The sequence below is a fragment of the Streptomyces sp. NPDC029139 genome (assembly GCF_055564335.1).
Window position 1 is genome coordinate 1 of record NZ_JBVHWN010000006.1, and the last position, 12,171, is coordinate 12,171.

The 12,171-nt window shown below is 72.0% G+C and carries 13 protein-coding genes and 1 pseudogene; 9 read left to right on the forward strand and 5 right to left on the reverse strand.

The window, feature by feature from the left end; translation table 11 throughout:
* The first annotated feature begins 196 nt into the window (after positions 1-196).
* Both ACZ4VW_RS15780 and ACZ4VW_RS15785 read left to right on the forward strand, forming a co-directional pair.
* Entirely contained in the window at positions 197-514 is a 318-nt protein-coding gene (locus tag ACZ4VW_RS15780) for a DUF6980 family protein (RefSeq protein WP_467962536.1), read from the forward strand.
* A 98-nt stretch (positions 515-612) separates the two neighbouring features.
* Positions 613-1,474 (forward strand): annotated as a pseudogene (locus ACZ4VW_RS15785) (GNAT family N-acetyltransferase).
* 63 nt (positions 1,475-1,537) lie between these two features.
* Here ACZ4VW_RS15785 and ACZ4VW_RS15790 read toward each other — a convergent pair.
* Positions 1,538-2,431: an NAD(P)-dependent oxidoreductase gene (locus tag ACZ4VW_RS15790; protein WP_467962538.1), complete on the reverse strand. Its 894-nt coding sequence runs from the start codon at positions 2,429-2,431 to the stop codon at positions 1,538-1,540.
* A 216-nt stretch (positions 2,432-2,647) separates the two neighbouring features.
* Between ACZ4VW_RS15790 and ACZ4VW_RS15795 the strand changes: the two genes are divergently transcribed.
* Positions 2,648-3,556, forward strand: a complete 909-nt coding sequence (locus ACZ4VW_RS15795) for a helix-turn-helix domain-containing protein (protein WP_467962540.1) — start codon at positions 2,648-2,650, stop codon at positions 3,554-3,556.
* A 242-nt stretch (positions 3,557-3,798) separates the two neighbouring features.
* Here ACZ4VW_RS15795 and ACZ4VW_RS15800 read toward each other — a convergent pair whose 3' ends face one another.
* The gene (locus ACZ4VW_RS15800) at positions 3,799-4,536 is read right to left on the reverse strand and encodes a VOC family protein (protein ID WP_467962542.1); all 738 of its coding nucleotides are present in this window, start codon (positions 4,534-4,536) and stop codon (positions 3,799-3,801) included.
* A 404-nt stretch (positions 4,537-4,940) separates the two neighbouring features.
* Between ACZ4VW_RS15800 and ACZ4VW_RS15805 the strand changes: the two genes are divergently transcribed.
* The 3 genes from ACZ4VW_RS15805 to ACZ4VW_RS15815 all read left to right on the forward strand — a co-directional run bounded on the left by ACZ4VW_RS15805 (position 4,941) and on the right by ACZ4VW_RS15815 (position 6,075).
* Positions 4,941-5,357, forward strand: coding sequence for a cupin domain-containing protein (locus ACZ4VW_RS15805; protein ID WP_467963169.1), 417 nt, complete (start codon positions 4,941-4,943; stop codon positions 5,355-5,357).
* Positions 5,358-5,496: 139 nt separating this feature from the next.
* Positions 5,497-5,850 carry a hypothetical protein gene (locus ACZ4VW_RS15810; protein WP_467962544.1) on the forward strand — a complete coding sequence of 118 codons (354 nt, stop codon included), beginning with the start codon at positions 5,497-5,499 and terminating at the stop codon, positions 5,848-5,850.
* A gap of 60 nt (positions 5,851-5,910) precedes the next feature.
* A complete protein-coding gene (locus ACZ4VW_RS15815; protein WP_467962546.1) occupies positions 5,911-6,075 on the forward strand; it encodes a hypothetical protein in 165 nt (54 codons plus the stop codon).
* Positions 6,076-6,177: 102 nt separating this feature from the next.
* On the opposite strand, the gene ACZ4VW_RS15820 is transcribed toward ACZ4VW_RS15815, so the two are convergent.
* Positions 6,178-6,609 carry a protein-tyrosine phosphatase family protein gene (locus ACZ4VW_RS15820; RefSeq protein ID WP_467962548.1) on the reverse strand — a complete coding sequence of 144 codons (432 nt, stop codon included), beginning with the start codon at positions 6,607-6,609 and terminating at the stop codon, positions 6,178-6,180.
* Positions 6,610-6,788: 179 nt separating this feature from the next.
* Positions 6,789-7,967, reverse strand: coding sequence for a 4-hydroxybenzoate 3-monooxygenase (locus ACZ4VW_RS15825; RefSeq protein WP_467962550.1), 1,179 nt, complete (start codon positions 7,965-7,967; stop codon positions 6,789-6,791).
* A 156-nt stretch (positions 7,968-8,123) separates the two neighbouring features.
* Between ACZ4VW_RS15825 and ACZ4VW_RS15830 the strand changes: the two genes are divergently transcribed.
* Positions 8,124-9,917, forward strand: a complete 1,794-nt coding sequence (locus ACZ4VW_RS15830; protein WP_467962552.1) for an IclR family transcriptional regulator domain-containing protein — start codon at positions 8,124-8,126, stop codon at positions 9,915-9,917.
* A gap of 189 nt (positions 9,918-10,106) precedes the next feature.
* Here ACZ4VW_RS15830 and ACZ4VW_RS15835 read toward each other — a convergent pair whose 3' ends face one another.
* Complete coding sequence (locus tag ACZ4VW_RS15835) at positions 10,107-10,568, reverse strand: MarR family winged helix-turn-helix transcriptional regulator (RefSeq protein ID WP_467962554.1); 462 nt, start codon at positions 10,566-10,568, stop codon at positions 10,107-10,109.
* 175 nt (positions 10,569-10,743) lie between these two features.
* Between ACZ4VW_RS15835 and ACZ4VW_RS15840 the strand changes: the two genes are divergently transcribed.
* Both ACZ4VW_RS15840 and ACZ4VW_RS15845 read left to right on the forward strand, forming a co-directional pair.
* Positions 10,744-11,523 carry a CoA transferase subunit A gene (locus tag ACZ4VW_RS15840; RefSeq protein WP_467962556.1) on the forward strand — a complete coding sequence of 260 codons (780 nt, stop codon included), beginning with the start codon at positions 10,744-10,746 and terminating at the stop codon, positions 11,521-11,523.
* Positions 11,520-12,170: a CoA transferase subunit B gene (locus ACZ4VW_RS15845; protein ID WP_467962558.1), complete on the forward strand. Its 651-nt coding sequence runs from the start codon at positions 11,520-11,522 to the stop codon at positions 12,168-12,170. The genes ACZ4VW_RS15840 and ACZ4VW_RS15845 overlap by 4 nt, the downstream gene beginning before the upstream one ends.
* Position 12,171 lies beyond the last annotated feature (1 nt).

Consider the following 12,171-nt stretch of genomic DNA (forward strand, 5'->3'; position numbering starts at 1 on the left):
CTCCACACCTACAACCACCACCGCTGCCACACCGCACTCGACGGACACCCACCCATCACCCGCGTCAACAACCCTGCGGGTCAATACACCTAGCCCGTGTCTTCCGGAGCACCTTGCGGCACCGGCCCCTCGGTGATCATCACAGGTCCATGATCTACTGCTCGTCCTGATACCGATCCGACGAGAAGCCGAGGTCATGACCACCCACTGCTGCGAGGCCATGAGCAGCCGCGTGAACGCTCCCTGCGACCAGCACGATGACCCCTTCGACTGCCCGGACGTGTTGGTCGGCTTCAGCGCCAAGTTCCAGGAGTACGGCCTGATCATCCATGACGGCGGCACATCGAGCATCGGGATCGACTTCTGCCCCTGGTGCGGTCAGCGCCTCCCTGATTCACAGCGGGACCGGTGGTTCGACGAGCTGGAACGTCGCGGGATCGATCCGTGGGAGGACGAGGTACCCGCCGAGTTCCTGGACGCCGGCTGGCTCAACTCGCTGTCTCAGGAGGGGTGAACCACGCGTTCCGCGCCTCTTTCGACACGCCCTGAGCTCTGAGTCCGTACCGTCGGAAACCTGGTGCGGACCCTCGCTGCGGTGGTGTGTGATCGGCCATGGCGATCGTGTTGAGCAAGCCGGGAGTCGACGGGCTGAGCGAGGCTGGGGGGCGCTGCGGGAGGGGCAGTACGAGGGGGCCCCGACGCAGCTGCATCCGGGTGACCTGGGCTGGTTCTGGCGCTCGGGTGCGGAGGCGACCGCCGCGGCGGTCAGGACATGGAGCCGTGACGGGCGGATCCTCGCCGTCGGACTGCTGGACGGACCCGGACTGTTGAGGCTGACGATCGCGCCGGACGCTCAGATCGACGAGGAGCTGGCCCAGCGGTTGGTCGGCGACGTGACCGAGCCGGACCACGGTGTGCTGCCCGAAGGCAGGGCGAGCGTCGAGGCGCCGACGGGTGCGCTGGTGCACGATCTGTTGTCCGCGACCGGCTGGAACGACGACGAGCCGTGGACTCCGCTGCGCCGCGACCTCACGGAGCCGGTGAACGACCCCGGCGTCCGCGTCGAGGAGGTCGGACGGGAGCGGGCGCACGTGTTCGCCGCCGTGCTCCGCACGGCGTTCGACGGGTCGCGGTTCACGGAGGAGCGCCGGCACGCGATGTCGACCGGGTTGCCGTACGCCGACGCGCGAAGCCTCGTCGCGTACGACGACCAAGGCAACGCGGCGGCGGCGGTGACCGTGTGGTCGGCCGGTCCCGGCCGGCCCGGATTGCTCGAACCGATGGGCGTCCGCGACCACCGCCGCACGGCTACGGCAAGGCGATCACCCTCGCCGCGGCGGCCGCGCTCCAGGAACTGGGCGCGTCGAGCGCGCTCGTCTGCACCCCGAGCTCCGACGTCGGCGCCGTCGCCACCTACGAGTCGGCCGGCTTCCGGCTACGCCCGGAGGCCAGGGACCGATGCCGGGACGCCTGAGTGGCACGGGCGTCTCGGGGGCCGGCGGCCGCCTCGGTCAGGAGACGGCCTCGCACCCCGTCGTCACCCCTTCCGGAAGTACTCGATGAGGCGCGAGTAGCTGTCGTCGGCATGGCCCTCCTCCACGGCCTTGGTCACCAGGCCGAGGGTGTAACCGGGCAATTCGACGTCGATGTTCCGTGCCGCGCTCTCGCGGATCAGGTCCTCGACCGAAGGCAGGTGATGCTGGAGCGCCCCGTACCGCGTCGCGTACTCACCACGGTCGACCTCGTCGGCGATCATCGGGAAGGATCCCAGTAACGCGGCGACCGACGGGCCGGCGTCGTCCAGGAACCGCTTCACCTCGACGCCCTCGCTGGTCAACAACGCGGCCGCGTGCAGGAATCCGTTGAGCGCGCCCCACATGGTGCCGTGAACGGCCATTCCGTACAGGGCCGGGAGGCCGGCGTCGGCCGAGACCAGCGTTCCCCGGCCGCCGAGGAGCTGAAGTGTGGGCTTGAACCGGTGGAAGACGGTGTCGGAACCGCCGTAGAAAATCACCGTCTCCGCGCTTCCGATGCCCGGAGCGATCGTCATGATCTGCCCATGGAGATACTGCGCGCCTCGGCCCCTGACCCATTCGGCCACGGCCCTGGCCTCTTCGGATGTCCCGTCCGTGAGATTGAGGACGGAGCGGCCGGACAGGGCGTCACCCGCGGATCCCAGTAGGTCGCGAGCCGTCGCGTTGCCCTTCACGCTGACGACCACCAGAGGACTGGCGACCACGGCGTCGCGCACCGACGCGGACGCCAGGGCCCCCTTGGTGACGAGCGGGTCGGCCTTCTCCGGCGTACGGTTCCACACCGTGGTCGGGTGCCCGGCGTCCAGGAAGGCCCCGGCGAGGGCCGAGCCCATCTCGCCGAGACCGATCACGGTCACGGGCGGCAGGGCGTCGTTTCGTGCTGAGGCAGTGTTCATCGGGTCCGCTCTCTCTCGGGTAGCAGTGGCGCAGCCCCTCCAGGGCCGCCGCCACCGGCGTCGCACGGAACGTCACGCTAGAACGTGAACCAAGGTTGAGGTCAACGCGGATCTGCAACATCCGGTCAGCGGGCGTGGGCCAGGCCGCGCTGCATCTCGCCGCCCGGCGAGCGGGCCCTTGAGTCTCCAGCCGGAGGAGGGTTCAGGATCTTCCTCATGGACGACGAAAACCCCGACCTGCTCACCATTGGCCGGCTCGCGCGCCGCACCGGAGTGCCGGTACGTACTCTGCGCTTCTGGTCGGACGAGGGGGCGGTGCCGCCTGTGGGCCGTTCCGCGGGTGGCTACCGGTTGTACGGCGCCGAGTCCGTGGCCCGTGTCGAGCTGGTCCGCACCCTGCGCGAGCTGGGCCTCGGGCTCGACGACGTGTGCCGCGTCCTGAGCGGCCGCACCACGGTCGCCGAGGTCGCCGACACGCATGTGGCCGCTCTCGACGCGCAGATCCGCTCCCTCAAGGTGAGCCGGGCCGTCCTGTCCACCGTGGCGAAACGGGGTTCGACCGTTGAGGAGACAACACTGATGAACCGGTTGGCGCGGCTTTCCGCCGCCGAGCGCAAGCAGATCATGGAGGAGTTCAAGGAGGAGGTGTTCGGCGGCCTCGACGACCCGCGCCTGCGCGACCGCATACGCACCTACAGCGTCGAATTGCCCGACGATCCCACACCTGAGCAGGTCGACGCCTGGATCGAACTGGCCGAATGGGTGCGGAATCCTGGCTTCCGTGCCCGGATGCGCTCATGGATGGAGCTCAACACGCCCGTACCCGGGCAGAGCCGTCCCCCCGGGGCGTCCATCTGGTGGGCCAGGCAGATCGTGCAGACCGTCGCGGAAGTCAGAAAGGCCGGGGTCGCTCCCGAGGGACCGGAAGCGGCGGAGATGCTGTCCGGGATGTTCGGTGACGCCGATCGGGCCGCCGTGCTGCGCAGCCTCGAGGCCGGGATCGAGGCAGGAGCGGAGCACTACCGGGGCCTCGTCGCCCGTGTGCGCGGGCAGGCTTCGTCGCCCGACGCGACGGAGGAGCTGGAATGGCTGGCGCGGGCCCTGCGCGCCGCGGACCGGACCTGACCCGGTGCGCGGTCTCGGCGCGGGGCGGCCGAGCAGGGCCGACCGAGCAGGCCCGGTCGCCGACCTCGCGATGCCGGGACGTGTCCGGCCTCAGGACGGGCACCGCCGGCGACCATGGCCCGCGCGTAGGGCGTTCTGACGCACGCCGGCTGACAGGTGACGCCCTCCCCGTCTCCGGTGGCATGGGCTGACGCCGCGCGGTCTTCACCCATGCCCCGGACCCCGCCGGAGTCGTTGCCTGGTCAGCGAGGGGTGAGGAGGCAGAACTCGTTGCCTTCGGGGTCGGCCAGAACCGTCCAGGAGATTGCGGACTGATCGATATCGGGGTCGGTGGCGCCCAGGGCGCGCAGGCGGGCCGCCTCCGCGGCCAGGTCGTCACCGGGGTAGGGGCGGACGTCGAGGTGGACGCGGTTCCACCCGCTCTTGGTGTCGGGGGTGTGGAGGAACTCCAGGTAGGGGCCGACGTCTTTGGCGGAGCGCATGGTCGCGTGGTCGTCGGTGACCTCGTGCACGGTCCAGTCCATCGCCTGGCCCCAGAACCGGGCCATCCTTCGCGGGTCGGTGCAGTCGACCACCACCGCGGCGATCGGCCCGGTGTCCTGGTAGCGCGGACGGGGCTCCAGGACGCAGAACTCGTTGCCCTCCGGGTCGGCCATGACCGTCCGGGGGACGTCGCCCTGACCGACGTCGGCGGGCGTCGCGCCGAGGTCCTTCAGGCGCGCGACCAACTCCGCCTGATGGGCGGTGGAGGTGGTGGCCAGATCGAGGTGCACCCGGTTCTTGACCGTTTTGGGTTCCGGGCGGGCGATGATGTCGATGCAGACGGCCCCAGGATCGGGGTAGCTGAAGCCCACGGGTTCGAGGTTGGTCACGCCGGGTCCCTCGCTGTCGACACCCCAACCGAGTGCCTCCGCCCAGAACCGGCCGAGCACGGAGTCGTCCTGAGCCTTCATGTTGATCTGTACGAGCCTTGTTGACATGCCGCAGATCCTAGAAGCTCCACCGCCCCAGGTGGCCGTGATCGGACATGTGCTCGGCCAGGCGCTGACCGCGGCCGCGCGTACCGGCCCTTCCGGCCGGGGCGAGTCCTGGTGAACAGAGGCAAGCCCCGACGCGACGCCATGGACCGGTCGAACGCCCTGCACCTCTTGCGGCGGCCGCTTAGGGGTGGAGGCGTGCTGGTGTGCGATCCGGGCCAGGAGTGCGGGCGGGCGGGCGTCGGGTTCTCCAGCAGCAGGCCCGCGAACGCGCGATGGTAGTGCTCCATGCGGCGGCTCCGGCCACTGGAGTGCGTCACGAATCGGCGGCTCGAGGCGTTACCGCGGTGGAGCGCCGGCGCGAAGCGTGGCGGGCGGACGGACAAGCACAACGGAGGGTTGCGGTGGTGACAGTGGCGGACGGCGACTCTTCGGACGCGGCGGACGGGGCGCCGGTGCCTCGGGTTCTGTTCGACACCGGAACACTGGAGACGCTCGGTCCGGAAACGGCCGGTGCCGTGTGGCGGCTTGCGGAACCCGGTCGCCAGCTCGACGCCAATGTCGTACGCGTCCCGCCCGGTCGACGTGTCGACCCCCATGCCGAGCCGGACCTGGACGTCCTCCTGCTGGTCGTGGCCGGGGACGGCACGTTGACCACCTCCGAAGGACCGCGCTCCCTGGGAGGAGGCAGCCTCGTCTGGCTGCCCCGCGGCTCCACCCGCGGGCTCGTCGCCGGCCCACGCGGCCTGGCGTACCTGACCGTCCACCGGCGCCGGCCGGGTATGCGGGTCCAACCCGCCGCGAACAGGGACCCGATGCCGTGAACGCTCGCGGCGACACGTCCTGACGCCCGCACCAACCGATCGATATCGCGTGGCTGCCGCGTCCGCGGTGCCGGTAACGTCCGCTCTCCCGGCCTGCCGTACCAAGCGGCCTGCGGCCCCTGTCCAGAGAGCGACGTACATGACCAGCCGACGAGCGACGACGACCCTGTGGCGCCCCACCGGCCCCGAGGAGCTGGATCTGGTGCGGGAGCTGAATTGGCGTGCGTGGCCGCCCAGGCTGCCCGAGCAGCCGATCTTCTACCCGGTTCTCGACGAGGACTACGCGATCAAGATCGCACGGGACTGGAACGTGAAGCACAGTGGCGCCGGTTTCGTCACTCGCTTCGAGGTCGAGTCGGAGTTCTTGAGCCGGTATCCCGTCCAGCAGGCGGGCGGGCGGACGATCCTCGAGCTCTGGGTTCCGGCCGAGGAGCTGGACGACTTCAACGCCCACATCGTCGGCGAGATCGAGGTGGTCCACGCGTTCCGCTGAGGCGGGGTGGATCGAGCCCGCTCCAGCGCACGTCGAACCAGCCGGGCCGCTGCTCCGTCCTTGGGCGCGGCGGAGCGCGCCGACGCGGACGCCCAGGACTGGCTGCCGTACGCGCCGGGCGAGGAGAGTGTCCTGGACGGGCCTCTGGACGGGCCTCTGAGGGTCTGGCGCGCGGCCGCGCAGAGCGGGCTCGGCCTGTGTGGGGTGGCGCTCCACCCGTCGTGACCGACGCGCCCCGTGCGAGGGGGACGGGGACCGAGGGCCGCCCGGAGGCGTCGTCGGAGGGGTCCACCACCGGCCACCTCGGTCCACCACCGGGGCCGCCGCCTAGGCGGCGAACCGCCGTACGTAGCGCTTCTGCCACGGGGTCTCGACCGCGCGCGGATGGTACGCGCGGCGGACGAACTCCACGGCACGGTCGGCCGGTACGCCGTCGAGGACGGCGAGACACGCCAGGGCCGTACCGGTCCGGCCGACGCCGCCCCCGCAGGCGAACTCGACCCGCTCCGTCTCGGCCCGGGCCCACGCCTCGGCCAGGACGGTCCGCGTCTCCGTGGGGTCGGCCGGCAGGCGGAAGTCCGGCCAGCGCAGCCACCGTGCCTCCCAGGAGACCTCCGGCGGGCGCTTGCCGAGCAGATGGACGGCGAAGTCGGGGGTCTGTCCCGGTGGCAGCGGGTGCCGGAGCCCGCGCCCCCGTACCACACGCCCGGAGGGCAACTCCAGTACACCGGCGTCCGTCGGATTCCAGAGGTTCGTCACCCGCCCACCGTAACGGGCCGCTGTCCCCCGTGGCCGGGCTCCTGACGGCCTCGGCCCCTGCGGGTTTCACACCCGCCCCACCGCCGTCGCGATGCCCCATCGCCGTCGAGGCACCGGGCCGCCGATGACGCGCGCCGCTCGATGTGCGGTCCGTCGGATGTACCCGGTGGACCCTCCGCTCAGAGCGGCAACCCCGCGTAGTTCTGCGCCAGTTCGGCCGCCGCATGCGGTGAGGTCGCGATCCGGTCGAGCTGGGAGAGCTGGAGCCGGGTGTCGAAGGCCGACTGCCCGGGATCGGTGTGCAGTGTCGTCGTCATGAAGTACGAGAAGTGCTCGGCGCGCCAGACCCGGCGCAGGCAGGTGTCGGAGTACGCGTCGAGCAGGTCCGTGGAGCCGGTGGTGGACCACCGGGCGAGCGCACGGGCGAGGACGATCACGTCGGCCGCGGCGAGATTGAGGCCCTTCGCGCCGGTCGGCGGGACGATGTGCGCCGCGTCCCCGGCGAGGAGCAGCCGCCCGTACCGCATCGGCTCCGTCACCGAACTGCGCATCGGCAGCACCGACTTCTGTGTGACCGGGCCGCGCTCGAGCCGCCACCCGGGCTCCGTGCCGAGCGAGAAGCGGGCGTCCAGCTCGTCCCATATGCGCTCGTCGGACCAGTCGGCCGGGTCCGTGCCGTTCGGCACCTGGAGGTAGAGCCGGCTCACGCTCGGCGACCGCATGCTGGCCAGCGCGAACCCGCGCTCCGAGTGCGCGTAGATCAACTCGTCGTACACGGGCGCGGCGTCCGCGAGGATACCGAGCCAGGAGTACGGATACGTCCGCTCGTACGTCGTGCGCTCCGCCTCCGGGACCGCCGTGCGCGCCACGCCGTGGTATCCGTCGCAGCCCACGACGTAGTCGCAGGTCAGGGTCTGCTCGCGGCCCTCGTGGGTGTAGCGGATCGACGGACGGTCGGTGTCGACGCCCTCCACCGCGCGCACCTCCGCGTCGAACAGCAGCGGTCCGCCGTCGGCGAGTTGCAGGGCGATCAGGTCCTTGACCACCTCGGTCTGCGCGTAGACCCACACCCGGCGGCCGTCGGTGAGCGAGGGGAAGTGGACCCGGTGGGCGCGTCCGTCGAAGCGGAGCTCGATGCCGTCGTGGGGCAGGCCCTCGGCGTCCAGCCGCGCCCCGGCCCCGGCCGCCCGCAGGGCGTCGACGGTGGCCTGTTCGAGGATCCCGGCGCGTTGGCGGCGCTCCACATAGGCGCGGTCGCGGGACTCCAGGACCACGCAGTCGACCCCGGCGTTGTGCAGCAGGCGGGCGAGCAGCAGCCCGGAGGGGCCGCCACCGATGATCCCCACGGTGGTGTGCATCGTCTCTCCATGTTCGTATGGTGAAATAAACTTCACTCAAGAGCGGGCCGAGTCTGCGCCCCGTGACACGCGGCTGTCAACGCCCCGGCGCGGACACGCCGGGCCCCTTCCGTCTCCATTCATTACGGTGTCCCCGAGATCCGTCAGGGAGAGTCCATGCCACCGACCGAAACCGCTCCGGCGCCGGACGCACCGCACGAGCGGGACGCGCCGCAGCACCCGCAGCCCGAGCGGGCCGCTCCGCACGCACCGCACGAGCGGGGTGTGCCGCAAGAGGCCGTCGCCCCCCTGATGCGCGGCCTCACCGTCCTGCGCCGGCTCACCGACGCCGACGGGGCGCTCAGTCTCAGCGAGCTGGAGCGCACCACCGGTCTGGCCCGCTCCACCGTGGACCGCGTGACCGGCACGCTCGCCCGCATGGGGTACGTCCGTCTCGACGGCCGCGACGTCTTCCTCGCCCCCCGGTTGATGGAACTCGGCAACGCCTATCTCGCCGCCCTCGGCCTTCCGCGCCTGCTGGGCGGCCGCGCCGACGCGCTCGCGGACGAGCTCGACGAGTCGGTCTCCCTCGCGGTCGCCGACGGCGACGGCATCCGCTTCGTCCATCAGGCCACCCGCCGGCGTGCCATGTCCCTCAGCTTCCGCATCGGCGACCTGCTCCCCGCCGAACGTACCGCCCCGGGGGCGTTGTTCGCCGCCGACTGGACCGGGACGGAGTGGGATCGCTGGCGCGACCGCAGGGCGGCCGACCCCCGGAGCGCCGGCTTCCCCGCCGTACCGCCCGGAGGCGGGCCGGACGAGCGGGAGTTCGCGGCCCGCGCGGCGCGGGCGGGGGAGCGGGGCTGGGCCCTGGACGACCAGCTCATCGAACCCGGCCTGGTCGCCCTGTCCCTGCCCGTACGGGACGCGGCGGGCGTCGTGGCCTGTGTGGTCAGCGTGGTCAGCCACACCAGCCGCCACACCGCCGACTCGCTCCGCGAGGCCATGCTGCCCCGGCTGCGCGCCGCCGTGGCGTCCTGGGAGCTGCTGCTGCGGGACCACTCCGGCGGGACCGCGGACGTCGCACCTCGCGCACCGGCGGGCGGCACGGGCGGGGCGCGGGACTCCGCGGCCGCCCCCACGGGCCCCGGTCTCGCCGACTGGACCCATGCCTCGAAGCAGGAACTCGGCCGCGGCTTCATCGAGTCCCTGGCCCGCGGGCTCACGGTCCTCACCGCCTTCGGCGAGGGCCGTTCCGCGCTCCCGCTGACCGCTGTGGCCGAGGCGACCGGGCTGGCCCGGGCCACCGCCCGGCGGGCCCTGATCACCCTCGAGCACCTGGGGTACGTCAGTGCCGCGGGGCGGCTGTTCCGGCTGACGCCCCAGGTGCTCGCGCTCGGCTTCCCCCACCTCTCACGGCTGTCGCTCCCGCAGATCGCGGCGCCGCATCTCGCCGAACTGTCCCGCCGCGTCCACGACTCCGCCTCCCTCGCGGTGCTTGCCGGCGCCGACGTCCGCTACACGGGCCGGGTCGCCACCCGTCGCGTCATGAGCGTCCACATCACCGTCGGCACCCGCTTCCCCGCCCACGCCACCTCCCTGGGCCGGGTGATGCTCGCGGACCTGCCGCCCGAGGAGCGCACCGCGTGGCTGGAGTCCGTCGAGCCTGAGGCCCTGACCCCGTACACGGTCACCTCCCGCGCTGAGCTCGCCGCGATCCTGGAGCGGGTGCGGCAGCAGGGTTACGCCCTCGTCGACGAGGAGCTGGAGCAGGGGCTCCGGTCGATCGCCGTGCCGGTGCGCGATCGGGCGGGCGCCGTCGTGGCCGCCGTCAACGTGGCCATGCACAGCAGCCGTCGCAGCGTCGAGGAGTGCGTCGACGACGTCCTGCCGGAGCTGCGCGCCGCGGTCGCCCGCGTCGAGGAGGATCTGCGGACGGCGGGGCGGTTCGCCCACGTGCCGGAGGTCTGATTCCGCGCGGGCCCGACGGCCGAGCGGGCTCTCCGGCTCGCCCGTCCGGCCCGGTGCGTGTGCCGCACGTCCGATCCCGCGCGGGCCCGAGGCCGGCCGTCTTCCCGGCACCCGCCCCCGTGCAGCCCAGTCGGCCCCGCCCCGGCCAGCCCACGCCGGTCCCGCCCCTGGCCCCCGCCTTCGCCGACCTCACGCCGAGGCGAGCGGCTCCCCCGGGGCGCGGAGCTGTTCCGCCGCGTCGGAGACCCGTAGCAGCAGGCTCATGAACTGCGTTTGTTCCTCGGGCGAGAGGGGGGCGAGGAAGACCTGGTTCATCCGAGCCGTCCGTACGGTCAGCCCGCGGTGCGTCCGCTCCCCGTCCTCGGTCAGCCGCAGCAGGAACCGGCGGCCGTCCTCCCGGTCGCGCACCTTGTCGAGCAGCCCGCGGCGGGTGAGCCGGCTGACGACCTCGGCGATGGTCGAGCGGTCCAGGCCCACGCGCTCGCCCACGGTCCGCTGGTCGAGGCCGGGCTCGGCCCTCAGGGCGTTGAGGACGCCGAACTGCGGGGAGGTGATCTCCTCCGAGACCATCGTCGTCCACAGCAGGTGGTGCGCCTGCTGGAGCCGCCGGGCCAGGTGCCCGGGATGGGTGGTCAGATCCACCGCGGCCATCGTCTGCCTCCGGTTGATTTCATCGGTGTACGGAACGATACGCTCCCGCCGCTCACCGCCCCGGGCGGCTCTTGACGGCCGGGAAACGCGATGCCAGCATGACCGCGTTGAAGCAAATACTCAGTGCACTGACTAATTGTCGACGGCACTCTTTCACGACGCGGAGGCTTCTCGAATGGACAAGGTGGTCGCCACCGCCGCCGAGGCGGTGGCCGACATCGGGGACGGAGCGTCGCTCGCCGTCGGCGGCTTCGGCCTCAGCGGAGTGCCGAACGTACTCATCGAGGCCCTGTACGGGCAGGGGACCAGTGGCCTGAGCGTGGTCTCGAACAACTGCGGGGCCATGGACTCCGGTCTCGCCGTGCTCCTGGCCGCCGGCCGGATCGCCCGGGTCACGGGCTCGTACATCGGCTCGAACAAGGAGTTCGCGCGGCAGTACCTCGCCGGCGAGCTGGAGGTCGAACTGATCCCCCAGGGCACGCTCGCGGAGCGGCTGCGCGCCGGCGGCTGCGGCATCCCCGCCTTCTACACCCCCGCCGGCGTGGGCACCCAGGTCGCCGAGGGCGGTCTGCCCTGGCGCTACGACGGCGCCGGAGGGGTCGCGCTGGCCTCGCCGCCCAAGGAGGTACGGGCCTTCGACGGGACCGAGTACGTCCTCGAGCACGGCATCCGCACGGACTTCGCTCTCGTCCGGGCCGCCCGCGGCGACCGCCACGGCAACCTCGTCTTCAACAAGTCGGCACGGAACTTCAACCCCCTCGCCGCGATGGCCGGAAAGGTGACGGTCGCCGAGGTCGAGGAGCTCGTCGAACCGGGCGGGCTCGATCCCGACGAGGTGCATCTGCCCGGTGTCTTCGTCCAGCGCGTGGTGGCCCTGACCCCCGGACAGGCGCGGGCGAAGCGCATCGAACGGCGTACGGTCTCCGCGCCGTCGGAAGGAGGGACCACGCGATGAGCTGGACCCGTGAGCAGATGGCCGCCCGCGCCGCGCGCGAGCTGGAGGACGGCCAATACGTCAACCTGGGCATCGGACTGCCCACCCTGATCCCCAACCACCTCCCCGAGGGCGTGGAGGTGATCCTGGAGTCGGAGAACGGCATCCTGGGCACCGGCCCCTACCCGGCCGAGGACCAGGTCGACCCCGATCTCATCAACGCCGGCAAGGAGACCGTCACCGTCCTTCCCGGGGCCTCCTTCTTCGACTCCGCGCTCTCCTTCGGGATGATCCGGGGCGGGCACATCGACGTCGCCGTACTCGGCGCCATGCAGGTCTCGGCGCGCGGTGACCTCGCCAACTGGGCCGTACCCGGCAAGCTGATCACCGGCATCGGTGGGGCGATGGACCTGGTCCACGGCGCCCGGAAGGTCATCGTCGTGATGACCCACACCGCCAAGGACGGCACCCCGAAGATCGTGGAGGAGTGCACCCTCCCCCTGACCGGCCGGGGCTGTGTCGACCTGATCGTCACCGACCTCGGGGTCCTCGACGTCACCGACGACGGACTCGTCCTCGTCGAGACGGCACCCGGCGTCGACCCCGCCGAACTCCTCGCCAGGACGGCCGCCACGGTCCACCACGTCCTCGGCGCCCCCACCCGCTGAC